This is a genomic window from Ramlibacter sp. AN1015 (assembly GCF_037726105.1).
Classification (GTDB): Bacteria; Pseudomonadota; Gammaproteobacteria; order Burkholderiales; family Burkholderiaceae_C; genus Ramlibacter.
Map to the genome: position 1 here is coordinate 118,692 of NZ_JBBJUM010000002.1, position 25,671 is coordinate 144,362.

Sequence of the window (25,671 nt, forward strand, 5' to 3'; positions counted from 1 at the left end):
GGCGCTTCCATACGTAACTTTCCGCCTGCTGGCCGGGTAAGCGCTATCCAGCGCTGCTGCGGCCCGCTACTGGATGGGCAGGGTTTTTTGCCACCCACGGCGAGGCGGCGTCCGTGCAGCCTACTTACGTTCTGTGGGCAGAACGCTACAAATGTCGGCGCGGTCCTACTAGCATCGGATTTGTCTCATCCTTAGCCGTTTCCGACATGCGCCGCCCCGGCTTTTCCAGCAGCACCACCGCGTTTCCGCCCTCACCCGAGCTGGCACCGCCGAAAGAGGCCGAGGACGTCCTGGCGCGCTACGGGGCGAGCAAGTGGGAGATGGCCGACGGCACCAGCGGCGGCGACGAGGCCGTCGGGCCGGCGCAGATCGGCGAGCCGTTGCGCTCGGTGCCGGACACCGGCGGCCGCAGGAAATCCATGGACATGCTCAACTGGGTCGATACCCGGCAGCCCCGCGGCGCACGCGTGCTGCCGCCGGTGATGCGCCGCGTCAACGGTTTCGCCTGTTCGGACCACAGTGCCCGCAACACCTGGGGGTTCTGGTGCCGCCGGCCCGCCAGCCAGCCGGGGGTTCTCCCGCTGGCGCCGGTGCGGGTGCCCTACCACCTGCACGACCCCCATTTCATCGTGGTCGCGCTGAGCGTGCCCGGCAGCGGCCACAGCGGCGTGGTGTTCCAGGCGTCCAAGGCCCAGGGCGAACACGCGGCCGAGATGGCCCTCTCGAATAATCGCCCGCAAGCCCGCTGGATCGACACCGAAGGCCAGCGCGTCGTGCTCACCAGCGCCGTCACCCTCGCGCCCGATCGGCCGGTGGTGGTGGCGATGTGTGCACGGCCCGGCCTTCAGCTGCTGCGGGTCGATGGCGTCGAGGTAGCGCAGGCGCACGCGGACTTCGCACCCAGCAATTTCGCGCAGCTGCTGATCGGATGGGGCTTTCGCAGCTACTTCCCCAACGAGGGATTCGGCGGACATGTCTACGCGGTAGCCACCGGCAAGGGTGCACCGGACGAGTCCGAACTGTCCGTGCTCGAGCACTATCTGGGCAGCAAAGCCGGGCTCACCTTCTGAGGTGTGCTGCGGCGCGACCCCACGCCCGGCGCTGCACGGCCGCCCGATAATCACCGGCATGAGACTGCTGCACACCATGCTGCGGGTCGGTGACCTGCAACGCTCCATCGACTTCTACACCCGCGTGCTCGGCATGAAGCTGCTGCGCACCACCGAGCGTCCGGCACAGAAGTACTCGCTGGCCTTCGTCGGCTACGGCAGCAACCCCGAACAGGCCGAGATCGAGCTCACCTACAACCACGGCGTAGACCGCTACGAGATGGGCACGGCCTACGGACACATCGCACTGGGCGTGGCCGACGTGCACGCCACCTGCGAGGCGATCCGCGCGGCCGGCGGCACCATCACCCGCGAGCCGGGGCCGGTTCAGGGAGGCAGCACGGTCATCGCCTTCGTCGCCGACCCCGACGGCTACAAGATCGAGCTCATCGAACGCAAGAACGAGCTACCCGTTTGAGAACGGGCGGTCCTAGATCCCGCACCACAAGGCGATGCGCTCGGCCAGATCCATCCACAGCGCGAACACGGCCGCCCCAGCGAGCAGGCCGCCGGCGGCGCGCGTGCCCCAGTCACCGCGCAGGCGGTTGCCGAGCGACCGCACGCGCGCCAGCAGCAGCGGCCCGGCGATCAGTCCGAGGCTGCTGGCCGCGGCGAACAGCGCCATCGACAGGGCACCCTGCAGCGCGTCGCCGGTGAGGCTCGCCACCAGCAGCGCCGACCACAGCAATCCGCAGGGCATGAACGTCCAGAGCGCGCCCGCCGCGAACACGCCGCCCGAGCGGCGCACCAGCGGCCGCACCCGGTCCCAGGCCGCACGGCCAGCCAGCTGTGCCCAGACAGGCTGCCTCGCCAGCACGAGCAGGGTGAGTCCCCAGGCGAGCACCCCGAGGTGGAACACGGTCCAGGCGGGGCGCAGTGGCGCTGCGTTCGCGGTCAGCCACGCGAGACCCTGCACAGCGCTGGCAGCCGCGGCGCCGGCAACGGCGTAGCCGGCCAGGCGGCCGGCCTGGAACGACCACGCCGCGCGGCGTGGCGACACGCCCGCGCCCCGCGTCACCCCGGCGCAGGCCGCACCGCACATGGCAGCGCAGTGCGGTCCGCCAGCGAGGCCCATCAGCAGCGCGGTCATCGCCAGCGAGGTGCTCATGGGGCGCTCAGATGATCCGCGAGAACTGCGCGCGATGGCGGTCGGCCTGCAGGTAGCGGTCGAACACCATGGCGACCGCACGCACGAAGAACCAGCCCTCGCCGGTCACCTGGATGCTGCGCTCGTCGATACGTACCAGGCCCTGCCCGGCAAGCTCGTCCAGGAGCTCGAGCTCGGCGGCGAAATAGCTGCGGAAGTCCAGCATCCAGGCCAGCTCGATGGACTCGAACAGCACCTGGCCCTGGCACATCAGCGCCATGATGACGGCGCGCCGCGCCAGGTCGTCGCGGGTCAACGCGAGCCCGCGCGTGACCGGCAGCCGACCCTGGTCGATCAGGTCGCACCATTCCTCCATGGTCTTCGCGTTCTGGCTGTAGGTGGCGCCGACCCGTCCGATGGAGGACACGCCCAGGCCGATGAGGTCGCAGTCCGGCTGGGTGCTGTAGCCCTGGAAGTTGCGATGCAGCCGGCCTTGCCGCTTGGCCACGGCCAAAGGATCCTGCGGCAGGGCGAAGTGGTCCATGCCGACATACACGTAGCCCTCCTGCTGGAACGCTTCGAGCGCCGCGGCGAGCATGCCCAGCTTGGATGCGCCGTCCGGCAGTTCGGCCGGCGCGATGCGGCGCTGCGGCTTGAACCGCTCGGGCAGGTGGGCGTAGGCGTAGAGGGCGATGCGATCGGGCCGCAACTGCCCGACCTGTGCGAGGGTGCGGGCGAAGGAGTCGCGCGTCTGCCGGGGAAGCCCGTAGATCAGATCGACGTTGACCGATTCGAAACCGATGCGCCGCGCCTCCTCCACCAGTGCGAACACCTGCTCGGCTGGCTGTACGCGATGCACGGCCTTCTGCACCTCGGGGTCGAAATCCTGCACGCCGAAGCTGATGCGGTTGAAGCCCAGCTTCGCCAGCGCCTGCAGCCGGCCGGCATCGACGGTGCGCGGATCCACCTCGATCGAGTATTCGCCGCCGGGCACCAGCTCGAAGCTGCGACGCAGCATGGCCATGAGCTGGCCGAGCTCGTCATCGGAAAGAAAGGTGGGCGATCCGCCGCCCAGGTGCAGCTGGCTCACCGACTGCCCGGCGCCGAGGTGCGCGACCTGCAGGTCGATCTCGCGGGCGAGGTAGTGCAGGTACTGCGCGCCGCGCTCGCGGTGGCGCGTGATGATCTTGTTGCACGCGCAGTAGTAGCACAGGGAGGCGCAGAACGGCACGTGCACGTAGAGCGAGAGCGGCAGCACCGAGGCGCGGCCGCCGCAGCGCTGTTGCAGCGCCTGTGCGTAGTCGTCGCTGCCGAACGCCTCCACGAAGCGGTCGGCCGTGGGATACGAGGTGTAGCGCGGCCCCTGGATATCGAAGCGCCGCAGCAGTTCAGGCGAAACCGATGTCATGCCGTCCTCAGCGCACCACCAGCACCGGCACCTTGGACTGCGCAACGACCTTGCCCGCCACGCTGCCCAGGAACACACGGCCGACGCCGGAGCGCCCGTGCGAGCCGACCACGATCAGGTCGGCACCCTCGTCCCGGGCAGTGTTCAGGATGCCGTCCAGCGCGCTCACGTCCTCGACCAGCCGCAGCTGCACGTCGAGTGCCTCGCCGGGGCCCCCGGCCAGCTGCGTGACGCGGGTGTGGGCCTGCGCCGCATGGTCGCGCGCGGCGGCCATGTAGGCGTCGAAGCCCATGGGATTGGCTTCGCCGATACCCAGATAGGGATACGGATCGACCACGTACACCGCGGTGAGCCGAGCGCCGTGCGCGCGTGCGAGCTCCACGGCCGTCCGGGCTGCGTTCTCGGAAGCGGCGGAGCCGTCGGTTGCGAGCAGGATGCGCTTGAACATGGGGAACCTCGCTGTGGAAATTGGCAATGCCCCAATGGTGCGCCGAGGCGCCGCACCGCGCATTGACGTGTATCAAACAGTGGGCTGCGCGGCCCCGCCCCCGCGACGGGCACGTTATACATACGAACGTAGTCCGCGTCCTACCCGACGGGTCGGCAGTTTCTGGCATGCTGCGCGGCTTTTGCGAGCAATTTTCGCGTGAGTTGCAGAGTCCGCCGGCGCCCGGCCGGGGAACGCGCCCGGGCCCTCGGCTCCGGACGCACCGGAGCCCCAGACATTGAAGCAAGACCATTCGCCTGACCTCAAGCAATGCGCGGACGAGCCTATCCGCGTTCCAGGCGCCATCCAGCCGCATGGCCGCATGCTGGTGCTTTCCGCGTCGGCGGCCCTGCTGGCCTGGAGCGACAACTGGCCCCAGCAGCGCAGCGCCCTGGCCGCGCTGGCGCAGCTTCCGCGTTCGCTGGAGGCGCTGGAGCCGTCCGCCCCTCCCGCGCCGGTCGGCACCCTCGATATCGACGGGAAGGCGATGGATGCCAGCGCGCACCGCAGCGGCGAGCACATCGTCGTCGAGTTCGAGCCCTGCTCGCCGCAGAGCGGCATCCGGGCACCCATCTACGAACTTGCGCGCAGCTTCCTGCCGCACCTGCAGAAAGCCGATTCGGTCGAAGTGCTGGCCGAAGCTGCCGCGGCCGAGATCAAGCGGCTGACCGGCTTCGGCCGCGCGCTCGTCTACCGCTTCGACGAGGAGGGCCATGGTCACGTGCTCGGCGAGGCATGCGAGCCGTCCTATCCGTCGTACCTGAAGCACTGCTTTCCGTCCTCGGACGTGCCGACGCAGGCGCGGGCGCTCTACTGCCTGAACACCATCCGCCTGATTCCCGATGCGCACTACGAGCCCGTCCCGCTGCGCGGTGCCGATGCACAGTGGGACCCGCGCAGCCTCGATCTGTCCTTCGCCACCCTGCGCAGCGTCTCGCCCGTGCATCTGGAGTACATGCGCAACATGGACACCCGCGCCTCCATGTCGGTGTCCATCGTGGTCGGCGGCCGGCTCTGGGGCCTGATTTCCTGCCACGACCACGCGCCTCGCCACCTGAGCTTCGAGACGCGCGCCGCCTGCGAGCACCTGGGGCGCCTGCTGTCCTTGCAGATCGAGGCGATGGAGAACACGGCCGACGTCGCCACGCGCCTGGAGTTGCGCAAGCTCACGCTGGAGATCGTCTCGCACCTGGCTGACGGCGACGCGACCCTGCAGCGCCTGGTGGACGAGCCGGTGCCGCTGCTGCGGCTCGCCCGCGCGGGTGGTGCGGCGGTGGTGCTGGACGACCAGTGCTGGACCACGGGCGAGACGCCCCGGACGGCTCAGATCCTGGCGCTGGCGCGCTGGATTGCGCAGCGCGGCGCATCGAGCTTCGCGAACGACCGGCTGGCGCAGGAGTTCGCCCCCGCAGCCGAGTGGCAGGCAGTGGCTGCAGGCGTGCTGGCGATCTCGATCTCGCAGGTGCACCAGCACATGGTGCTGTGGTTCCGCCCCGAGCAGGTGCAGACGATCCGCTGGGCGGGCGAGCCGCATGCGAAGCACGTCGATGCCCAGGGGCGCCTGCACCCGAGGCGCAGCTTCGCCGCCTGGCAGGAGCAGGTGCGTGGCCGCTCGCTGCCCTGGGGCGCGGCAGAAATCGCCGCCTCGGTTGAGCTGCGCCACGCGCTCATCGGCATCGTGCTGCGGCGCGCCGAAGAAATGGCCGAGGTGGCCGCCGAGCTGGGCCGCGTCAACAAGGAGCTCGAAGCCTTTTCCTACACCGTCTCGCACGACCTGCGTGCGCCGATGCGGCACATCGCGGGCTACGTCGATCTGGTGCAGGAATCCGACGGTGCGCAGCTGAGCGAGCGGTCGCTGCGCTACCTCGCGAATGTCCGTCACGCCGCGGCCTATGCGGGCCAGCTGGTGGACGCGCTTCTCGACTTCTCCCGCATGGGCCGCGCCGAACTCCGGCGCGGCAGCATCGACATGTCGCTGCTGGTGCGCGAGCTCGCTGCCGAATTCGCTCGGCAGGAAGGCGGCGCACGCATCGCCTGGGACATCGAGGATGGCCTGCCTGCGTTGTGGGGCGACCCGTTCCTGATGCAGGTGGTGGTGCGCAACCTGATCGGCAACGCGGTGAAGTACACGCGCCACCGCGAGGTGCCGCAGATCCGCGTTTGCGCCGTGCGCCGCCCCGAGGGCGCCGGCATCATGGTCAGCGACAACGGCGTCGGCTTTCAGCAGAAGTACGTCGGCAAGCTGTTCGGTGTCTTCCAGCGGCTGCACAAGGCCGAGGATTTCGAAGGCACCGGCATCGGACTGGCCAGCGTGCGGCGCATCATCGAGCGGCATGGCGGCACCGTGTGGGCCGAAGGACAGCCCGATCAGGGCGCCCGCTTCGGCTTCGTCATTCCCCCTGTCGCCGCAGACCGCGCGCCGCATAGCAATCCGAAGGACTGATTACCCCTCATGCTCAAACCCATCCTGCTCGTCGAAGACGATCTGCGCGACCTGGAGCTGACGCTGATCGCGCTGGAGCGCAGCCAGCTGGCCAACGAGGTGATCGTCGTGCGCGACGGAGCCCAGGCACTGGACTACCTGTTTCGCCAGGGCGAGTACGCCGCGCGTGCGGAAGGCAATCCTGCGGTCGTCGTGCTCGATCTGAAGATGCCCAAGGTCAACGGGCTCGAGGTGCTGCAGAGAGTGCGCGAGACGCCCTCGCTGCGTTCGATGCCGGTGGTGATGCTCACCTCGTCGGAAGAAGAGGCGGACGTGGTGCGCAGCTATGAACTGGGCGTGAACGCCTATGTCGTGAAGCCGGTGGAGTTCAAGCAGTTCGTCACCGCCATCGCCGACCTTGGCATCTTCTGGGCCGTGCTCAACGAACCGCCGCCCGGTTCCGCCAAAGCCAGGCGCACCGCATGACGTCCGCGCCCGACGCCTCCGGCGCAGCTGCGGCCGCCGCACGACACGGCGCCTTGCGAGTGCTGCTGCTCGAAGACTCGCGCTTCGACGCCGAACTGCTGCGCGAAAGCCTGCTCCTGAGCTACCCGCAGGCGCTGCTGGCCGTCGTCAACAACGAGCGCGATTTCACCGAGGCCGTGGAGCACGGTCACTGGGACGTCGTGCTGTCCGACTACGAGATTCCCGGCTTCAGCGGCGAGCAGGCGCTGACGCTCGCGCGCGAACGCAGCCCGGCCACGCCCTTCATCTTCGTCTCGGGCGTGATCGGTGAAGACAACGCCGTGGAGATGCTCAAGCGCGGCGCCACCGACTACGTGAGCAAGGGCCGCCTGAACCGGCTGCCGCTGGTGGTCGATCGGGCGCTGCGCGAAGTGGCCGAGCGCAACGCGCGCGGCGAGGCGCAGGTGCGGCTGCGCGAGGCGAACGACGTCTATGCCCGCGTGGTCGATTCACTGCGCGGCTACGCGGTGATCCTGCTGGACCTCCACGGCGAGGTGCGGGCGTGGAACCGCGGTGCGACCGAGATCTTCCGGCTGCAGCCCAAGGACATCATCGGCGCGCCGATCGCCCGCCTGTTCACGCCCGAGGATCGTGCGGCACGCGTTCCCGAGCAGGAGCTGCAGCAGGCGCTGAGCACCGGAAAGGCCGACGACAACCGCTGGCTGCTGCGCGGCGACGGCCTGCGCCTGCGGGCCGAAGGCATCCTGATACCGCTGCGCGGCGACGATGGACGGGCCTCGGGCTTCTGCAAGATCCTGCGCGACGCCACCGCCGACTACCGCGACGCCGAGGCGCTGCGCAAGGCCAAGGAGGAGGCCGAGCGCGCGAACCAGGCCAAGGACCGCTTCCTGGCCGTGCTGTCGCACGAGCTGCGCACGCCGCTCGCTCCCATCGCCACCGCGGCCCACCTGCTCGAACGCGTGGCGACCGTGCCCGAGAAGTTCGGAAACCTGCTGCCGATGATCCAGCGCAACATCGCCCTGGAGTCGCGCCTGATCGAAGACCTGCTGGACCTCACCGCCATCTCGGCCGGCAAGCTGAACCTGAAGATCGACACCGTGGACATGCACAAGGTCTCCCGCGCGGTGGCCGACATGCTCGACGAGCAGGTGCGCGAGAAGCAGCTGACGCTGGAGCTGGATCTGGCCGCGCCCTGCGCGCTGATCGACGGCGACGAGGCGCGCATGCAGCAGGTGGTGTGGAACCTCGTGCGCAACGCCGTCAAGTTCACGCCGACCGGCGGACGCATCCTGCTGCGCAGCCACTGCGAAGGCGGTGATTTCATCCTGCAGTGCACCGACACCGGCATCGGCATCGACACCCAGGCACTGTCGCGCATCTTCGAGGCCTTCGAGCAGTCCGACCGTGAAGTCTCCAACCGCTTCGGCGGCCTCGGGCTGGGCCTGGCCATCGCGCGCGGCCTGGTGGCCGAGCATGGCGGCGACATCTCGGCCGCCAGCGACGGCCCGGGCCGCGGCGCCACCTTCACCCTGCGGCTCGGCTTGCAGCCAAGCGCGGCGGCCGAGCACGGCGTCGTGTCGTCCATTCCGTCCCCGCGCGCGGGCGGCGGCGGAGGCGGCGGCCAGCGGGTGCTGCTGGTCGAAGACAACCTCGACGCGGCTGAAACCATCGCCCTGTGCCTGGAGAGCTTCGGCTGGCAGGTCACCCACGCACCCACATGCGCCGAGGCGCTGCAGAAGGCCGAGCGCGATGAATTCGACGTGGTGCTGACCGACCTCGGGCTGCCGGACGGCAGCGGCATAGAGATCGGGCGTGTCCTCAGCCCCCGCCTGCCGGTGGTGGCGCTGAGCGGCTATGGCGCCACGCCCGACCTCAGGCGCTCGGCCATGGCGGGCTTTTCCGGCCACCTGGTGAAGCCGGCCCACCCGGAGGCGGTGCACGCAGCACTCCAGAAAGCGCTGGCCCGCTGACCGCCGCGAGGGCGCGAGGCCCTCAATGCACGCTGGGCTCGAAGGCGCGCTGCAGGCCCTCGAGATCGACGATGCGGATGTGCCGCTTATCGACCTCCAGCAGCCGCTGCTGCTGGAACGCCGAGAAAGTGCGACTGACCGTCTCGAGCTTCATGCCCAGGTAGCTGCCGATTTCGGCACGCGACATGCGCAGGTGGAACTCGCTGGGCGAGTAGCCGCGTGCCTTCATGCGCTGCGACAGGTTGATCAGGAAGGCGGCCACGCGCTCCTCGGCGTTCATGCTGCCCAGCAGCATCATCAGGCTGTGCTCGCGCACGATCTCGCGGCTCATGAGGCGTGCCATCACCATCTGCATGTCGGCACTGCCGCTCGTGAGCTCGTTGAGGTGCACGTAGGGGATGGCGCAGACTTCGGCGTCTTCCAGCGCCACCGCGGCGCTGGCGTGGCGGCCGTTGGCCACGCCGTCCAGGCCCATCAGCTCGCCGGCCATGTGAAAGCCCGAGACCTGCTCGCGCCCGTCCGCCAGCATGAGGTTGGACTTGAAGGTGCCCGTGCGCACCGCATAGATGAACTGGAAGCGGTCCCCGCCGCGGTACAGCTCGTCGCCCGCCTTCAGCTTGCGACGGCCGAACTGCAATCCGTCCAGCCGGGCGACATCCGGATGCGCCATGCCGCAGGGCAGGCAGATGTCCCGCAGGTGGCAGTTCGAGCACAGCGTCTTCAGAGCAGGCGTTGCCACCGGAGGCAGCGCGGACAGGGAAGCGCCGCGGGGCACGATGCGCACGGGAGCGGTCGGAGTGTCGAGGGTCATGATGGCGGCTCTCGGGAGGTTGGGGGAAGTCGGTGGACGCACGGCGCGGACGTTCAATGCGGCAGGAAAGCCAGGCCGGCACCGGCCTCGGCGATCGCGGTGGGCAGGTGCTCGAACTCGCGGCTCTTGTCCAGGAAGAATGCGGCGCCCTCGCCCAGGTAACGCTTGCGGTAGGCCGGGCCGGCGTTGTTGCTGAACACGACGAAAGCGATGTCGGGTGCGGCGCTGCGCACGGCACGCAGCACCTGCAGCCCGGTCCCGCCCTCGAGCTGGACGTCGAGGACCACCACCTGCGGGTGCGAGGCCAGGATGCCGTCGATGCAGCCTTCGGGCGTGGCGGCCTGGCCGACCACGGTCATGTGGTGGGTGTCCAGCAGGGCCGCGAGACGCGAGCGGATCATGCCGGAGTCGTCGGCCAGGAAGACACGGGGAGCGGGTTGCGAAGCCATGGCGAGACTGTGCCCGCGCACGTCCCGACGGCCTATCGGCGCCGGCTGAATTGACGCCTCGGATTCATCCGGTTGGGCGCGGGGGAGAATTCCGGGCACATCTAGGAATCGTCCTAGGGCGTGGGCGGGCCGCTACTGCGGGCGTGGCTGGCACGCTATCGACCGGGCCGGTGCTCCAGGCCCGTGCTCCAGGCCCGAGTGGAGCGGCGGTCGCGCCCTCGGCGGCGCCAGCCGCGGTCCCCGTAGCGCTCAGGCAGTCGCGCCCGGATACGCCTGCCAGACGCGGGGGGCGCCGCTTCGCTGCAGCAGCAGCACCTCGTAGGCATCCTTGCGCCCGCCGTAAATGGCGCCGTCCATGCCGGGCGAGCCGACGGGCATGCCGGGCACCGCCAGACCCACGGCCTGCGGCTTCTCGCGCAGCAGGCGGTGGATGTCGCGCGCGGGCACGTGCCCCTCGATCGCATAGCCGCCGATCAGTGCGGTGTGGCACGAGCCGTACTGCGCCGGCACGCCGAGGCGGCCGCGCATGGCGCCGTTGCCGCTGTCGTTGACCTTGACCTTGAAGCCGTTGGCTTCGAGGTGCTTGACCCAATCCGCACAGCAGCCGCAGTTCGGGTCTTTCCAGACTTCGGCGAATACGGCGGGACGCGGCGCGCCGCTGCCCTGGGCGGCCGCAGGAAGGGCGAAGGCCGCAGCGGCGGCCAGGAAGGTGCGGCGGGGCAGGCGCTGCGCGCGGGATGTCACTTGGTTCATTGCTTGGCTCCGGTCGCCGAGATCATGCCGGCGCGGCGCGCCGAGGGTGGCTGGCAGGGGTAATCGAACCTGCCGGATGGGCTGAAGTTCCCCTCCCGCGATTCACGCGGGCCGGCGCCCTCCCCCGCCTATCTCATCCGTACCACAGAGCAAATGAATTCTTTCGGACTCAGCCCGTGCCGCTCGTCCGGCTGCCTCAGCCGTTTATCGAAATGGCCGAGCTTGGGCCTGGCTCAGCGGCTAAGTTCCCCTTCACTAGCTTGTCAGTAGTCCGCAAGCCTCGGAAGGAACGCCCTCATGTCAAAGCGCCACGCCCAGCGCGGCTTCACGCTTATCGAACTGATGATCACGGTGGCCGTCATCGCCATCCTCGCGGCGGTGGCTTACCCGTCTTATGTGCAGTACGGCGTTCGGGCCCATCGCAAGGCGGCTCAGAGTTTTCTGCTGTCTATCGCGAATGCCCAGGAACGCTTCCTGCTGGACGCGCGGAGCTACGCGTTCGACACGGTCGCTTGCGACCAGCTTGGACTTGGAGCACTTCGCCTCAACGTGCCGCAGGAGTTGCTGGGCGTCTACCGGTTTTGCATCGAGCCGGTCGCCGGCGCGCCTCTGCGTTACGTGCTGAGCGCCCGTCCGCTGGGCAACCAGCTTGCCAATGATGCCAAGCACGGGTTCTGCGGCAACCTCACCTACGACGAGCAGGGCGTCAAAGGTGTCGCAGGCGGCACGGGCACGCGTGAAGCGTGCTGGGATCGCTGAAAGTGGCCATGCGCACCTCTCACGCACCGGTCGCATCGGCATCGAGATCGGCGGGCTTTACGCTGATCGAGTTGATGGTCGTGCTTGCCGTGGTCGCCGTTCTGGCGACGCTCGCAGCGCCTTCGTTGCGCGGCTACACGGCCCAGCAACGCGTCAAGAACGCCAGCTATGACCTGGCCGCGGCGCTGACCAACGCCAGGAGCGAGGCCGTCAAGCGAAACGAAGCCGTCGTGCTCCGGCCCGTGACGGGCTCCAACTGGAACACCGGCTGGGAGGTGGTCGTCGTCACGCCTGGTACATCGCTGATCACCAACCAGTCGTCCGCCGAACTGACCGTGACCTGCACCGCTGCAGGGACCGGCTGCGCCGGCGTGACGTACGACGGCTCCGGCCGCATCACCGGCGACGCGCCCCGGCTTCAGTTCACGAGCACCGGTGCGTCCGTGCCCCGCTGCGTCTCCATCGATCTGAATGGCCGTCCCGGCACGAAGAAGGGAGCATGCTGATGCAAGGACCTGTCCTGAAACGCCGCCCGCAATCGGGGTTCAGCATCATCGAGGTGCTGATCTCCATGGTGGTGCTGTCATTCGGACTGCTCGCCCTGGCCGGCATGATGATCCAGAGCCAGCGCTCGGAGATGGAGTCGTACCAGCGCAGCCAGGCGCTGCTGCTGCTCAATGAGATGTACGAGCGCATCAATGCCAATCGGCCCGCGGCGCCTTGTTACGTCATCACCACGAATACGGTGCCGACGAGCCCGACGGCCGGCAGCCCCTTCGCCGGTACGGCCTCGGCGGCATTCCCCGCCTGCGTGGCGGTCGGCCCCACCGCAACGCAGATCGCACAGGTCGTGGTCGACCTGAACGCCTGGGACGCGCGCCTCAAGGGGGTTGCCGAGCGCACGGCCGGCGCTGCCGACATCGGCGCAATGGTCGGCGCGCGGGGCTGCATCAGCTATGCAGCCGGCACGGAACTCACCGACACGACACCCTTCGCGAACGTCCTGCCCGGGACGGGCATCTACACGATCACGGTCGCATGGCAGGGGCTCGGCCCCACCGCAGCTCCTGCCGCTCCCTGCGGCAACAACGAGTACGGCGACGAGACCACCCGCCGCACGGTGAGCCTCACCTTCCGCATCGGCGCCATCAACAACACGCTATGACCAGACAGTCGATGCCATCCATCCACCCACGCGCGCCGCGGCGGCGTCAGCAGGCCGGCCTCACGCTGATCGAGCTGATGGTCGCGTTGGTCGTGAACCTCATGGTCATCGGCGGGCTTCTGTTCCTGCTCTTGAACCAGGCGACGACGCGCGACGAGATGTCCAAGGCGACGCAGGCGATGGAGAGCGGGCGGCATGCTTCGCGCGTGCTGCGCGATGCGCTCCAGCATGCCGGCTTCTACGGAAACTACTTCGACGTGCCCGCGCCCACCGCCGCTCCCGGTGCCTGCGAAACCGCGGTGGCAGCCCTGACGGCGGCGTTGAGAATGCCGGTGCAGGGGTTCGCAGGAGCAAGCGGATCACCGATCTCTGCCTGCATTCCCAACGCGAACTACGTGAGCAACACCGACATCCTCGTGGTGCGGCGCGCCGACACGAATGCCGTGACCATCGCAACGGCGGCAGCGGATGCCGGGGGCCGCATGTATCTGCAGGCGACCGGAACGGCGGTCGCCGTAAACACCGCCGCGAATGCAACTGCGGCCAACTTTCCGCTGCTCTACAACACCAGCGTTCTCGTGAACGCTCCGGTGGAACTTCGCAGGCTGGTCGTTCAGGTCTATTTCGTGAGTCCCTGCAAGGACATGGCCAATGGCAGCACCTGTGCCGCCTCGGACGACAACGGCCGCCCGATCCCGACGCTGAAGCGACTCGAGCTGAGTGCCACCGGCGCCACCACGAACTACGCGATCGTGCCGCTTGCTGAGGGTATCCAGGACCTGCAACTCGACTACGGGCTGGATCAGGACAACGACGGATTTGCCGACACCTATGTCGCGCTGCCAGCGACCCTGGCGGACTGGAGCCGCGCCGTCGCGGTCCGCTTCAACATGCTGGCGCGCAATGTCGAGCCCAGCCCGGGCCATGTGGACACCAAGACCTATGACCTCGGAGGCGCCGCCCGCGTCGGCCCGCTCAACGACGCCTTCAAGCGCCACGTCTACTCCGACACCGTCCGACTCGTGAACGTCGGCGGCAGAAGGGCAACCCAATGACCCGCCACCGCACTTCCTCCCATCGTTCGCCGCGGCGCCAGTCCGGCTTTTCGCTGCTGATCGGAATGATCATCCTGGTGATCCTCACGCTGCTGCTCGTCTCGGCCATCCGGACGAACACCGGCAACCTGCGCATCGTCGGCAACCAGCAGGTGATGGACGAATCCATCGCCGCCGCGCAGCAGGTGATCGAAGAGGTGATCAGCCAGAACTTCACCATCGCACCGGCAGCGGCCGTCCGCCCGGTCGATGTGAACGGCGACACGAACGCGGACTACTCCGTCGCCGTCGCCACCCCGGGCTGCAAGAGCAACACGCCGATCTACAACGACTTCCCGAACATCCGCCCGGAGTGCCTGGCCTCGGGTTCCATGATCAACAGCGGCCAGGTGAACGCGGGCGGTGCGCCCATCGGCACCGCGCAATCGTGGTGCAGCCTCCAACTATGGGAGGTGCAGGGCGAATCCACCGGCGCCGCCGGCGGTGGCGCGCTTTCGAGCAACGTGAGAGCGCGCGTCACCCAGGGTGTCTCGCTCTTCGTCCCTACCGGTACCAGCTGCTGAACGGAGCTTCCATGCGAACCACAACCTTGCTCCCCGCGGCCATCGCCGCCCTGACCATCTCGGCCAGCGTCGGCTTGCCAGTCCAGGCCGAGGACATCGACCTCTTCACCAGCCGCGGCGGCACCAGGGTGGCGCCCAACCTGATGCTGGTTGTCGATAACGCGGCAAACTCCAACGCGTCCATGGGCGACTGCAAGTACTTTGACGGCACCTTGGTCAGCAAAGGCAAGTCCCTCGACAATTACAAGTGTGCGCTGGACAACATCATCCTGAGCGAGGCGGCGGCCCCGAAGGGCAAGCCGGCCCGCGTGAACATCGGCGTGATGACCGCCAGCGGCCTCTGGTTCCCGTTGACCCCGCTCGACGACAACCCCTACACCGGACCAAGCTATCCGTTCCTGAACGTCTCCGGTGTCACGTGGACGAACCGCACCGCACTTGCCGCTGCCGTGCGGGCCGTCCCCATCGTGACCGGCAAGGCCAGCCAAGGCGAGACCTTCCAGGAAACCTGGGCCTACTACACCGGCAATGTGGGTGAGATCACCGGTATCAAGTACACCGGCACGGCAGCGCTTACCGGCTGCCAGCGCAATTTCAACCTGTTCCTGAGCGGCGTCGACTCATCGACCCACACATCTTCGGCATCGGACCACGGGCGGCTGACCGCCGCCATTGATCAGGCGGTCACCGATGGCTGGCTGCCCGCGGCGACGGCCCCGGACCTGAAGAAGGTGGTGATGCCCACGAACATCGAAAAGCCCTGGGGCATCGAATGGTCGCGCTTCATGTTCACTGCCGACATGAACACGGCCGAGTTCGACAAGCAGAACATCATCACGTATTCCATCGCGGCCGGCTCGCCCGCCACTCCGCCGGCCAAGATGGGTGATTTCGAAACCTACATCTCCAACACGGCGGTATACGGAGGCGGTCAGTATTTCCCCGCCAAGACCTCCGACGAGGTCTTCAAGTACATCCTGCGCGTGCTCAATGACATCCAGGTCCGCGACAGCGTGTTCGCGTCGGCGAGCCTGCCGGTCTCGGTGAACGCGCAGGGCACCTACGAGAACCAGGTCTACATGGGCGTGTTCCGCCCGGTGAGCGGTGGCCTGCCGCGGTGGCTTGGAAACCTGAAGCAGTACGAGTTCAAGTACGACATCAACACCCGCGGCTTGAGCCTGGTGGACGCGGCAGGCGAACCGGCCATCAGCAACGCGGGATCGGGCTTCCTGTCTTCGAATGCGATCAGCTTCTGGACTTCGAAGAACACCAGCATCGAACCGGACAAGAACGGCGGGTTCTGGCGAACGCAGCCCGAAGGCGTAGGCGGCGGCTACGACTCGCCGGACGGAGAAAACGTGGAAAAGGGAGGCGTTGCGCAGGTGCTGCGTAATGCCAACCTCAAGAACGACTACACGAAAGACGCGGGCACGACGACCAACCCGCGGCGGCTCTTCACCTTCTGTCCTGCAGGCACCGGCTGTAACACCACTTTGACGGCGGCAGCGAATGCCTTCGCGGTAGAGAACTCGCCCGCCTTGCTCAACGGTGTGGCTGACCGAACCGCCCTGATCAATTGGATGCGCGGCGAGGACAACAAGGCTGACGAAGTCCGCCCGAACGCGACCACGATCAATGTGCGCGGATCAATTCACGGCGACGTGCTGCACTCGCGACCAGCGGTCATCAACTACGGTCCGCCCACCGGCAGCGTCGTGTACTACGGCGCCAATGATGGCGTGTTCCGGGCAGTGAACGGCAACCGCATGAACGCCAGCGGCAGCCTGCTGACGGAGCCGGGCAGCGAGCTGTGGGGCATGGTCTTTCCCGAGTTCTATGACAAGCTCAAGCGCCTGCGCGACAACAGTCCGGTGCTGAAGATGCCGAACACGCCGCTCGACATCACCCCTGCTCCGCAACCGAAGTCGTATTTCGCCGACGGGGGTGTGGGCGTCTACCAGGTCGTTGGCGCCAACAACGTCACCACCACCGCCTACATCTACCCCACCATGCGCCGCGGGGGCCGCTTTCTCTACGCCCTGGACGTGAGCACACCCATGACGCCGAAATTTCGCTGGCGCATCTCCCACGACGCGTTCACCAACACCGCCGGAGTCAAGAGCACCACCACGGACTTCAAGGAACTCGGTTTCACCTGGTCGCAGCCCAAGGTAGCCCGCGTGAAAGGCCATGCCAACCCGGTGCTGATCTTCGGAGGCGGATACGACCCGGCCGAGGACGTCGAGCCGCCGACCCCGAAGACCGGCAACACCATGGGCCGAGCCATCTACGTCGTCGATGCGATCAATGGCGACCTGGTGTGGCGCGTGACCGAAGGCACCTCCGACAGCTGCGCCAGCGCGCGCTGCACCCGCTCGGAAATGAAGTGGAGCATTCCTTCCGACATCACGTTGATGGACTCCGACCGCGATCAGTTCGTGGACCGCCTGTATGTCGGCGATATCGGGGGCAACGTGTGGCGGGTCGATCTCGAGACGACGGCAGGCACCGTGGCACCCAACACCTGGGCGGTGCGGCACATTGCGGCTCTGGGCTGTACTTCGGGCGCGTGTGCTTCGGGCGCCACCCCGCGCAAGTTCTTCTACCCGCCGGAAGTCGTTCCCCGCCCGGACTACGCGTACGACGCGGTGTTCATCGGCTCGGGCGACCGCGAGCGCCCGCTGTACGGCTCGTCCTCGTACGCGGTGTCGGACCGCATGTTCATGGTCAAGGACACGAAAGGGAAGGACGGCGTGGATCTGCACACGCAGAACATCGAAACGAACCTGATGGCTGTCGGCCCCACGACTCCGTACAACGGCTCGAACAGGGGGTTCTATGTTCCGCTCGCGACCGGCGAGAAGGTCGTGAACGCACCCACTGTCGTGGCAGGCACCGTCTACTTCGGCACCAACATCCCTGCCATGCCATCTTCGACGATGTGTTCCGACCTGGGCACAGCGATGGGATACGCGATATCCGCATCGGGCACCAGCATCTTCTCCAAGCCGCTGGACGGCGGGGGCTTTCCGCCCACGGCGGTTGCGGGTGTCGTGAACATCGATGCGCCGGGCGATGCGCCCGACTACCAGGTGCCGTTCTGCCTGGGCTGCGTCACGCGGGATAACGCATGCAACTCGCCGATCTGCGCCAGCCGGCCGCCGATTCCGGTGCCCACGAACCGGACCAAGCGATACTGGTTCGTCGATCGGCGCTAAGCGCCCACCTTGAACACGAACGGCCCGGCCCTACTGCCGGGCCGTTCTCACATTCACCGGCAGCGCCCCAGGGTGGCTCGTGCGGAATGGGTTGATATCGAGCCCCCCACGCCGCGTGTAGCGGGCGTACACCGCCAGCTTTACCGGCCGGCAGCGCGCGCGGATGTCCATGAAGATGCGCTCGACGCACTGCTCGTGGAATTCGTTGTGGTTGCGAAAGCTCACCAGGTAGCGCAAGAGCTGGCCCTGGTCGATCTGCGGGCCGCTGTAGCGGATCTGCACGCTGCCCCAGTCGGGCTGGCCTGTGACCAGGCAGTTGCTCTTGAGCAGGTTGCTCACCAGCACCTCTTCGACCGGCTGCTCGTCGAAGGCCGCGGTGAGCAGCTCGGGCGCGGGTGTGTAGTGGCCGCACTCGATGTCGAGCCGATCGAGGGAGAGGCCCTCGAGTTCCACCACGCGCTCGCGCTCGAAGGCTTCGGGCAGCAGGATGCGCACGCCCACCGAGCCGGCCGCCCCGCCGCGCCACACGGCCTCGCCCACATCGGCGCGAATGCGCTCGCGCACCTCGTCGGCCGATGCGAAGGCGGTGTTGCCGAAGCTGTTCAGGTACAGCTTGAAGGACTTGCTCTCGACGATGTTCGGCGATTCGCAGGGGACGGTGACGTGGGCGATGGCGACCTGCGGCTTGCCGCGCGGCGTGAGCCAGGAGAGCTCGTAGGCCGTCCAGAGGTCGGCGCCGAAGAACGGCGCTTGGCGCACATCCGACAAGCCGAGCTCGGCGCGCTTGGCCTGCCGCGCTATCGGATACAGCAGGCCGGGGTCGTAGTGCGTGCTGCCGCCCGCCGCACGTCCGAGCGGCGACTGTTCGGGGGTGTTGTCCATGGGCTCAGTCGAAGCGGCGCTCGCGCAGCCACTTGGTAGCGATCCATTTCTCGCCCGCCAGCACCGGGGCACCGCCGTGCAGGCTGCGGGTGGACGGATGCGCGCGGTCGTAGCTGAAGAACACCCCATGACCCCGCTTGGGGGCGACTTCGAGCTGCACGTCCGGGAAGGTGGTGCCGCCGCCGCGCTCGGGCTCGTTCAGGTACAGGATGATGGTCGCCACCCGCTGGCCGCCACGCTTGAGGATGGTGGGCGTTCCGGGCTCGGCCGGGTCGAAGTAGTCGTAGTGCGGCTTGTATTCGGCGCCGGGGCGGTACTGCAGGACCTGCAGGCCTTCGCCGTTTTCCAGCGGCCAGTTCACCAGCGTCGCGAGGCGCGCCTCGATGCGGCGCAGCAGCTCGGATTCGCCGCGCTGGAAGAACATGCCGTTGCTGGTGCGGTCGTCGTTGAGTTCTTCGCCGCCGGTCTTGGTGGCCACCGTCAGCGAGCGCGCGAGCCGGGGGCGAGCCTCTTCGATGAGAGCGTCGCACTCCTCGTCGGAGAGCAGGTTGCCGAAGACCACGACGCGCGGGTTGCGCATCGATTGCAGCACGTAGACGCGCCGGTCGCCGGCGTCCAGGTAAAGCGGGGACTCGGAAAGCGCGGGCTCGGGCACGGGCACGCCGGTGGGCTGCTGGGTCGCTTCGCCCGACTGCGCAGCCACGCTCGGCTGCGCCGGCGCGCTCGGCTGGACCGGCGTGGCCGGCTGCGAGGCGAGATGCGCGCGCAGCGTGCTCTCCATGGCGTCGATGGCGACGTCTTCGTCCCATCCGGACGCCTTCATGGCCTGGAGCACCGCCTCGGCGGGCTGTCCCGCCTGGGCCTGGGCGACGATCCAGGCGCGCAGCTCGGGCGTGATCTGCTGGTGACTGCGGGTGTTCATGGCTGCATTGTGCGGCGGAAGACCATGCGCTCGGGCGTCGAAACCGACGGGGCGAAGGCATAGCCGTCCAGATCGAAGCCCTCGAGCTGCCGCGGCGTCATGACACGGTGCGTGATGGCGTAGCGGGCCATCGACCCGCGGGCCTTCTTGGCGAAGAAACTGATGATCTTGAACTGCCCGGCCTTACGGTCCTCGAACACGCACTCGACGACCCGCGCCTTGAGCACCTTGCGGTCCACGGCCTTGAAATACTCCTGCGAGGCGAGGTTCACGACCACGGGCGACGCGTCGGCGGCGAGCTGTCGGTTCAGGCATTCGGCGATGCGCGGCCCCCAGTACTGATAGAGGTTGGCGGCCTCGCCCACCTGCAGGGACGTGCCCATCTCCAGGCGGTAGGGCTGCATCCAGTCGAGTGGCCGCAGCACCCCGTAGAGCCCACTGAGGATGGCCAGGTGCTGCTGGGCCCAGTCGAGGTCGGCGGCGGACAGCTCCCTCGCCCGCAATCCGTCGTAGACGTCGCCGTTGAACGCGAGCACGGCCTGGCGCGCATTGCGGGCGGTGAAGCGCGGCGACCAGGCTTCGTAGCGCGCGGCATTGAGCGCGGCCAGCGCGTCGCTGATGCCCATGAGGGAGGCGATTTCCTGGGGCGACTTGCGGCGCATCACCCCGATCAGCTGCTGCGACTGTTCGCCGAACCGCGGAAGCGTGTGCGCGAGCTCCGGCAAAGGTGTTTCGTAATCGAGCGACTTGGCAGGCGACAGCAGGAAGAGCATGGCCCGGATTATCGGCGCCAGCCTCCGGCCAGCAGCCACTGGGCCGAGGCGGTGGCCAGCACCAGCGCGCCATAGGTGGCCATGGCGCCGTCGCGCCCGAAAAGCCACAGCCCGCCGAACTGCGCCGCTGCGGCAACCAGCAGGCAGACCGCGAACTGCACGCGCAGGCGCGGCCCCGCGGCGCCCCGCATGACGAGAAAGCGGCCAGCAAGCGGCAGCGCCAGCGAGAGCGCAAGGGCCGGCGCGAGGAAGCCGGCGAGGTGCAGGATGAGGTCGAGGAAGCCCAAGGGAAAAGCCCATCCATAAGGTCTGCGCAGAACCTGCGGCATCGAGGGGCCGCCGAATTTTATAATTCAGCCATGGCAGTCTGGGCCCTGGGCATCAACCACACGACGGCGCCGCTCGATCTGCGCGGCCGCTTCGCCTTTGCCATCGACCAGATCGCGCCGACTCTGCAGGGTTTGCGCAACACGCTGCACGGCCACGCCGGCGCGCATCCGGAAGCCGCCATCCTGTCCACCTGCAACCGCACCGAGATCTACTGCGCCGGCGAAGGCCAGGTGCTCGAGCCCACCATCGACTGGCTCGCGCAGTCCGGCGGCGTCTCGCCGACCCTGCTGCGCTCGCATGCCTACACCCTGCAAGACGGCGGCGCTGCACGGCACGCCTTCCGGGTCGCCAGCGGTCTCGACTCCATGGTGCTGGGTGAAGCCCAGATCCTCGGCCAGCTCAAGGACGCGGTGCGCGTGGCCGACCAGGCCGGGGCGCTGGGCACCACGCTGAACCAGCTGTTCCAGCGCTCCTTTGCGGTTGCCAAGGAAGTGCGCACCGCCACCGAGATCGGCGCGCACTCGATCAGCATGTCGGCCGCGGCGGTGCGGCTGGCGGGCCAGCTCTTCGAGGACCTCGGCACCATTCGCGTGCTGTTCGTGGGCGCCGGCGAGATGATCGAGCTGGCTGCGACGCACTTTGCCGCGAAGAACCCACGCTCCATCGCGATCGCCAACCGCACGCTCGAGCGCGGCGAGAAGCTCGCCTCGCGCTTCGGCGGCGAGGTGATGCGCCTGGCCGACCTGCCGGCGCGCCTGCACGAGTTCGACGCGGTGATCAGCTCGACGGCGTCGCAGTTGCCGATCATCGGGCTGGGTGCGGTGGAACGGGCCCTGAAGGCGCGCAAGCACCGCCCCATGTTCATGGTCGATCTGGCCGTGCCCCGCGACATCGAGCCGGAAGTGAAGGCGCTCGAGGACGTATACCTCTATACCGTGGACGACCTCGCCCAGGTGGTGCAGACCGGGCAGGCACAGCGACAGGCCGCAGTGGCGCAGGCCGAGGCGATCGTCGATGCGGGCGTGCAGAGTTTTCTGCACTGGATGGACCAGCGCCGCGCCGTGCCGCTGATCCGGCAATTGCATGCCCAGGCCGACGAGTGGCGTGCCATCGAACTGGCGCGTGCGCACCGCATGCTCGCCCGCGGTGAAGATGTCAGTGCGGTGCTGGAGGCGCTGTCGCGCGGACTCACGCAGAAGATGCTGCATGGCGCGATGGCCGAACTGCACGGCGGCGACGCTGCGGCGCGTGAACGCGCCGTCACGGCCGTCGAACATTTCTTCCTGCGCAAGGAGCGTTAGCGGCCGCTGCCGCATCGGCTGCGCAGGGCGCCGCGCCCTTCGCTTGCATCTGCGGGCTACGGCCGCCGCCCGCCGGGCCTCACCTCTGCTTCACCCGCCCTCCTCCGGCGCCCACTGCGAAACCCGCACCACCCCGCACCACCCCGCACAACGCGCCACCTCGCTCCCACCTGCGTCCCACCTGCCGCCATGAAGCTCTTTCTTCGCCAGCAACTCGAACGCTACCCGGTGCGCCTGCAGGAGCTCGACTTCTTTCTGCAGCAACCCGAGGTGGCCAACGACATGGAGCGGCTGCGCGCCCTCACCCGCGAGCATGCGGAGGTCAGCGAAGTGGCGGGGCTCTTCGCGCGCTATTGCCAGCGTGCCGCCGACCTGGACGCCGCTCGGCAGATGGAGTCCGACCCCGACATGGCAGCCATGGCGCGCGAAGAGATCGCGAGCGTCGAGGCCGAGCTGCCGGCACTCGAGGAGGCGCTTCAGCAGTTGCTGTTGCCGCGCGATCCCGACGACGTGCGCAACGTGTTCCTGGAGATCCGCGCCGGCACCGGTGGCGACGAATCGGCCCTCTTCGCCGGCGACCTGCTGCGCATGTACACACGCTATGCCGAGCGACAGCGCTGGCGCTGCGAGATCGTGAGCGAGAGCGCGGGCGAGGTCGGAGGGTACAAGGAAGTGGTGGTGCGCGTGGTCGGCGACGGCGCGTACGGCAAGCTCAAGTTCGAGTCGGGCGGCCACCGCGTCCAGCGCGTTCCCGCCACCGAAACGCAGGGCCGCATCCACACCAGCGCCTGCACCGTCGCGGCGCTCGCGGAGCCGGACGAAGCCCAGGCGGTGCAGATCAACCCAGCCGACCTGCGCATCGACACCTTCCGTGCCTCGGGTGCCGGTGGACAGCACATCAACAAGACCGACTCCGCGGTGCGCGTGACGCACCTGCCGACCGGCATCGTTGCCGAATGCCAGGACGACCGCTCGCAGCACCGCAACAAGGCCAAGGCCCTGCAGGTGCTCGCCGCGCGAATCCAGGAGGCCGAGCGCAGCGAACGCGCAGCTCGGGAAGCCGCCACGCGCAAGGGCCTGATCGGCAGCGGCGACCGCAGCGACCGTATCCGCACCTACAACTTTCCCCAGGGCCGGGTGACCGACCACCGCATCAACCTGACTCTCTACAAGCTGGGCTTCGTGATGGAGGGCGAACTCGACGAGTTGATCGAGGGCCTGCTGCTCGCGCGCAAGGCGGAGCAGCTCGCCGAGCTCGAGGCCGGCATGGGCGTGCGCGCATGAGCGTCACGGCAAATGGGACGGACGCCGGTTCGGGCGACGGCACCGTGGCGCAGGCGCTGGCGCGCGCAGGCGCAGCGGGGCTGGAACGGCTAGACGCACAGCTGCTGCTGCTGTCGGCGCTGGGCCGCGACCGGCAGGACCGCGCCTGGCTCATCACGCACGATGACGCGCCGCTGCCCGCGCCCGTGCGCCGGCGCTTCGACGCCTTGTGCGCACGCCGGCTCGAGGGCGAACCGCTCGCCTACCTGGTGGGCGAGAAGGAGTTCTTCGGCATGACGCTGCAGGTGGACGCGCGCGTGCTGGTGCCAAGGCCGGACACCGAGACGCTCGTGGAATGGGCGCTGGAGCTGCTGGCAGCGCGCAGCCGCCCGCGCATCATCGATCTGGGCACCGGCAGCGGCGCCATCGCCCTCGCGCTGCAGCGCGCGTGCCCCGATGCTTTCGTGCAGGCCGTGGACCGCAGCGCCGAAGCACTCTCCGTAGCCCGGGACAACGCCCGTCGGCTGGAGCTGCCGCTGCACCTGCGGCAGGCGTGCTGGCTCGAAGAAGACGCGGGCGGCTGGGACCTGATCGTGGCCAATCCGCCCTATATCGCCGCGGGCGATCCGCACCTGCCGGCGCTGCGCCACGAGCCTGTGTCGGCGCTGGTCGCCGGCCCGGACGGCCTCGACGATCTGCGCCGCATCGCGCAGGCCGCGCCGACCCAGCTGGCGCCCGGCGGCTGGCTGCTGCTGGAGCATGGGTGGGACCAGGCCGCCGCCGTGCGCGACCTGCTGCGCTCGGCCGGCTTCGTGCAGGTCGCAAGCCGCCGCGACCTGGGCGGGGTTGAACGCTGCAGCGGCGGACGCCTGGAGACTTGAAGCGGGATAATCCGCACCACATCTGCGCGCAACCGCCCCGCCTTGCGCACGCACCGCGCGCAGCCGCGCCCCATTACCGACCGATTTCGAAGGAACGCCATGACGACCGACGCCCAACAACGCATCGACGAGCTCGTGAAGAAGAGCGAGGTGCTGCTCTTCATGAAAGGCAACGCCAGCTTCCCCCAATGCGGCTTTTCCGGCCGCGCCATCCAGATCCTGAAGGCGTGCGGCGTCGATCCGCGCAGCGTGACCACGGTCAACGTGCTCGAGGACGACGGCATCCGCCAGGGCATCAAGGAATACAGCAACTGGCCCACCATCCCGCAGCTGTACGTGCGCGGCGAATTCATCGGCGGCTCGGACATCATGATGGAGATGTACGAGAGCGGCGAGCTGCAGCAGGTGCTGGTGTCGGGCGCCACCCGCGCGTCCTGATGAGGCGGCGGCCGTCGGCACAGCAGCGCGGCGGCTGCCAGGCGCGTCGGTAAATTGCCGACGCGCGATTGCGTCAGTCCCGATTGCGGAGCTGGCACAGCCTGTGCTGGAATGATCAGCATCTCTCGTGGAAGGAGGTGCGGATGTCGTCCAACCCATTGGTGCCCTGTGATGGATCGGCTTTCAAGCTGCCGATCGCCCGCGTTCGCAACGTGTTCCACCCGCATGAGGTGGAGCGCAAGCTCGCCAAGCTTGCCACCCGCGAGCACGAGAACCTGCGCTCCACCTACGAACGCATGCTCGAGCGCGGTCCGGAGCGCTTTCAGGTGAAGCCCAGCGGGGTGCCGGACATGTCGCAGCTCTACGAGCAGTTGCCCAACTTCAGCGAGGCGCTGGACGACGTCAAGCGGCACGTCGCGCTCGCCCAGGACAGCCGCGACGGACTCGAGGTCACGCCCATGCTGCTGCTGGGCCCTCCGGGCATCGGCAAGACCCACTTCGCGCGAAAGCTCGCCGAGTTGCTGGGGACCGGCATGTCCCTGGTGCCCATGAGCGCCATGACGGCAGGGTGGCTGCTGTCGGGCGCGTCCTCCCAGTGGAAGGGCTCCAAGCCCGGCAAGGTTTTCGAGGCACTGGTGGACGGGCAATATGCCAACCCGGTGATGGTGGTGGACGAGATCGACAAGGCGGCCGGCGAAGCGCAGTACGACCCGCTGGGCGCCCTCTACGGCCTGCTCGAACACGACACCGCGGGCGCGTTCATCGACGAGTTCGCCGAGGTTGCGATCGACGCCAGCCAGGTGATCTGGATCATGACGGCCAACGACGAACGCTGTATTCCCGAGCCGATCCTCAACCGCATGAACGTCTTCGAGATCGAGCCGCCCGATGCCGACGCGGCGCGGCAGATCGCTCGCAACCTGTACCGCGGCATCCGTCTCGACCATGGCTGGGGCACGCGCTTCGACGCCGAACCGTCCGACGAACTGCTGGACCTGCTGGCCGACATGGCGCCGCGCGAGATGCGCCGGGCGCTCATGACCGGCTTCGGCAACGCCCGCCTGGACGGACGCGGCGAAATCCGTGCGGACGACCTGCCCAAGCAGGGCAGCAAGCCCCGCATGGGCTTCATCCAGTAA

The 25,671-nt window shown here is 68.2% G+C and carries 26 protein-coding genes; 16 read left to right on the plus strand and 10 right to left on the minus strand.

From position 1 onward, the window contains the following. The first annotated feature begins 206 nt into the window (after positions 1-206). Positions 207-1,070 (plus strand): hypothetical protein, encoded by an 864-nt coding sequence (locus WG922_RS03365; protein WP_340280679.1) that lies wholly within the window; start codon positions 207-209, stop codon positions 1,068-1,070. 58 nt (positions 1,071-1,128) lie between these two features. Then, positions 1,129-1,527, plus strand: a complete 399-nt coding sequence (gene gloA, locus WG922_RS03370) for a lactoylglutathione lyase (RefSeq protein WP_340280680.1) — start codon at positions 1,129-1,131, stop codon at positions 1,525-1,527. Between the two features lie 12 nt (positions 1,528-1,539). Here the strand turns inward: gloA and WG922_RS03375 are convergent, their stop codons facing one another. Genes WG922_RS03375 through WG922_RS03385 form a run of 3 tightly spaced genes read right to left on the minus strand, consistent with a single transcriptional unit; the run spans position 1,540 to position 4,052 of the window. Next, a complete protein-coding gene (locus WG922_RS03375; protein ID WP_340280681.1) occupies positions 1,540-2,217 on the minus strand; it encodes a sulfite exporter TauE/SafE family protein in 678 nt (225 codons plus the stop codon). A gap of 7 nt (positions 2,218-2,224) precedes the next feature. Beyond that, on the minus strand, positions 2,225-3,604 hold the full coding sequence (hemN, locus tag WG922_RS03380; protein WP_340280682.1) for an oxygen-independent coproporphyrinogen III oxidase: 1,380 nt from the start codon (positions 3,602-3,604) through the stop codon (positions 2,225-2,227). A gap of 7 nt (positions 3,605-3,611) precedes the next feature. Next, entirely contained in the window at positions 3,612-4,052 is a 441-nt protein-coding gene (locus WG922_RS03385) for a universal stress protein (RefSeq protein ID WP_340280684.1), read from the minus strand. A 277-nt stretch (positions 4,053-4,329) separates the two neighbouring features. Here WG922_RS03385 and WG922_RS03390 point away from each other — a divergent pair, with 277 nt between their 5' ends. From WG922_RS03390 to WG922_RS03400, 3 genes are read left to right on the plus strand one after another with little or no spacing between them, the layout of a single operon-like run. Beyond that, positions 4,330-6,534: an ATP-binding protein gene (locus WG922_RS03390; protein ID WP_340280686.1), complete on the plus strand. Its 2,205-nt coding sequence runs from the start codon at positions 4,330-4,332 to the stop codon at positions 6,532-6,534. A 9-nt stretch (positions 6,535-6,543) separates the two neighbouring features. Then, positions 6,544-6,999, plus strand: a complete 456-nt coding sequence (locus WG922_RS03395; RefSeq protein WP_340280688.1) for a response regulator — start codon at positions 6,544-6,546, stop codon at positions 6,997-6,999. Continuing rightward, a complete protein-coding gene (locus WG922_RS03400) occupies positions 6,996-8,969 on the plus strand; it encodes a hybrid sensor histidine kinase/response regulator (protein ID WP_340280690.1) in 1,974 nt (657 codons plus the stop codon). Before WG922_RS03395 ends, WG922_RS03400 begins: the two co-directional genes overlap by 4 nt. A 22-nt stretch (positions 8,970-8,991) precedes the next feature. Here WG922_RS03400 and WG922_RS03405 read toward each other — a convergent pair whose 3' ends face one another. The 3 genes from WG922_RS03405 to WG922_RS03415 form a co-directional block, all read right to left on the minus strand. After that, positions 8,992-9,780 carry a helix-turn-helix domain-containing protein gene (locus WG922_RS03405; protein WP_340280691.1) on the minus strand — a complete coding sequence of 263 codons (789 nt, stop codon included), beginning with the start codon at positions 9,778-9,780 and terminating at the stop codon, positions 8,992-8,994. 53 nt (positions 9,781-9,833) lie between these two features. Further along, positions 9,834-10,229: a response regulator gene (locus WG922_RS03410; protein WP_340280692.1), complete on the minus strand. Its 396-nt coding sequence runs from the start codon at positions 10,227-10,229 to the stop codon at positions 9,834-9,836. Between the two features lie 249 nt (positions 10,230-10,478). Further along, positions 10,479-10,982, minus strand: coding sequence for a DUF411 domain-containing protein (locus tag WG922_RS03415; RefSeq protein WP_340280693.1), 504 nt, complete (start codon positions 10,980-10,982; stop codon positions 10,479-10,481). 297 nt (positions 10,983-11,279) lie between these two features. Here WG922_RS03415 and WG922_RS03420 point away from each other — a divergent pair, with 297 nt between their 5' ends. From WG922_RS03420 to WG922_RS03445, 6 genes are read left to right on the plus strand one after another with little or no spacing between them, the layout of a single operon-like run. After that, on the plus strand, positions 11,280-11,741 hold the full coding sequence (locus tag WG922_RS03420; protein ID WP_340280694.1) for a type IV pilin protein: 462 nt from the start codon (positions 11,280-11,282) through the stop codon (positions 11,739-11,741). Continuing rightward, positions 11,726-12,247 (plus strand): GspH/FimT family pseudopilin, encoded by a 522-nt coding sequence (locus tag WG922_RS03425; RefSeq protein WP_340280695.1) that lies wholly within the window; start codon positions 11,726-11,728, stop codon positions 12,245-12,247. Before WG922_RS03420 ends, WG922_RS03425 begins: the two co-directional genes overlap by 16 nt. Then, the gene (pilV, locus tag WG922_RS03430) at positions 12,247-12,906 is read left to right on the plus strand and encodes a type IV pilus modification protein PilV (protein WP_340280697.1); all 660 of its coding nucleotides are present in this window, start codon (positions 12,247-12,249) and stop codon (positions 12,904-12,906) included. Before WG922_RS03425 ends, pilV begins: the two co-directional genes overlap by 1 nt. A gap of 11 nt (positions 12,907-12,917) precedes the next feature. After that, positions 12,918-13,961: a PilW family protein gene (locus WG922_RS03435; protein WP_340281161.1), complete on the plus strand. Its 1,044-nt coding sequence runs from the start codon at positions 12,918-12,920 to the stop codon at positions 13,959-13,961. After that, the gene (locus WG922_RS03440) at positions 13,958-14,524 is read left to right on the plus strand and encodes a PilX N-terminal domain-containing pilus assembly protein (RefSeq protein WP_340280699.1); all 567 of its coding nucleotides are present in this window, start codon (positions 13,958-13,960) and stop codon (positions 14,522-14,524) included. The genes WG922_RS03435 and WG922_RS03440 overlap by 4 nt, the downstream gene beginning before the upstream one ends. 11 nt (positions 14,525-14,535) lie before the next feature. Next, on the plus strand, positions 14,536-17,742 hold the full coding sequence (locus WG922_RS03445; RefSeq protein ID WP_340280700.1) for a pilus assembly protein: 3,207 nt from the start codon (positions 14,536-14,538) through the stop codon (positions 17,740-17,742). A 30-nt stretch (positions 17,743-17,772) separates the two neighbouring features. On the opposite strand, the gene queF is transcribed toward WG922_RS03445, so the two are convergent. The 4 genes from queF to WG922_RS03465 are packed head-to-tail and all read right to left on the minus strand — an operon-like array spanning position 17,773 to position 20,606. Beyond that, positions 17,773-18,624 carry an NADPH-dependent 7-cyano-7-deazaguanine reductase QueF gene (gene queF / locus WG922_RS03450; RefSeq protein WP_340280701.1) on the minus strand — a complete coding sequence of 284 codons (852 nt, stop codon included), beginning with the start codon at positions 18,622-18,624 and terminating at the stop codon, positions 17,773-17,775. A 4-nt stretch (positions 18,625-18,628) separates the two neighbouring features. Beyond that, positions 18,629-19,546, minus strand: coding sequence for a 2OG-Fe(II) oxygenase (locus WG922_RS03455; protein WP_340280703.1), 918 nt, complete (start codon positions 19,544-19,546; stop codon positions 18,629-18,631). Continuing rightward, positions 19,543-20,319 carry a peroxide stress protein YaaA gene (gene yaaA, locus WG922_RS03460; RefSeq protein ID WP_340280704.1) on the minus strand — a complete coding sequence of 259 codons (777 nt, stop codon included), beginning with the start codon at positions 20,317-20,319 and terminating at the stop codon, positions 19,543-19,545. The genes WG922_RS03455 and yaaA overlap by 4 nt, the downstream gene beginning before the upstream one ends. 8 nt (positions 20,320-20,327) lie before the next feature. Then, positions 20,328-20,606, minus strand: coding sequence for a hypothetical protein (locus WG922_RS03465; RefSeq protein ID WP_340280705.1), 279 nt, complete (start codon positions 20,604-20,606; stop codon positions 20,328-20,330). A 72-nt stretch (positions 20,607-20,678) separates the two neighbouring features. Between WG922_RS03465 and hemA the strand changes: the two genes are divergently transcribed. The 5 genes from hemA (at position 20,679) to WG922_RS03490 (ending at position 25,671) form a co-directional block, all read left to right on the plus strand. Then, positions 20,679-21,950 carry a glutamyl-tRNA reductase gene (hemA, locus tag WG922_RS03470; protein WP_340280707.1) on the plus strand — a complete coding sequence of 424 codons (1,272 nt, stop codon included), beginning with the start codon at positions 20,679-20,681 and terminating at the stop codon, positions 21,948-21,950. Between the two features lie 189 nt (positions 21,951-22,139). After that, positions 22,140-23,234, plus strand: coding sequence for a peptide chain release factor 1 (gene prfA / locus WG922_RS03475; protein WP_340280708.1), 1,095 nt, complete (start codon positions 22,140-22,142; stop codon positions 23,232-23,234). After that, positions 23,231-24,094, plus strand: a complete 864-nt coding sequence (gene prmC / locus WG922_RS03480) for a peptide chain release factor N(5)-glutamine methyltransferase (RefSeq protein WP_340280710.1) — start codon at positions 23,231-23,233, stop codon at positions 24,092-24,094. The genes prfA and prmC overlap by 4 nt, the downstream gene beginning before the upstream one ends. A 99-nt stretch (positions 24,095-24,193) precedes the next feature. Continuing rightward, positions 24,194-24,532, plus strand: coding sequence for a Grx4 family monothiol glutaredoxin (gene grxD / locus WG922_RS03485; protein ID WP_340280711.1), 339 nt, complete (start codon positions 24,194-24,196; stop codon positions 24,530-24,532). Between the two features lie 143 nt (positions 24,533-24,675). After that, entirely contained in the window at positions 24,676-25,671 is a 996-nt protein-coding gene (locus tag WG922_RS03490) for an AAA family ATPase (RefSeq protein ID WP_340280713.1), read from the plus strand.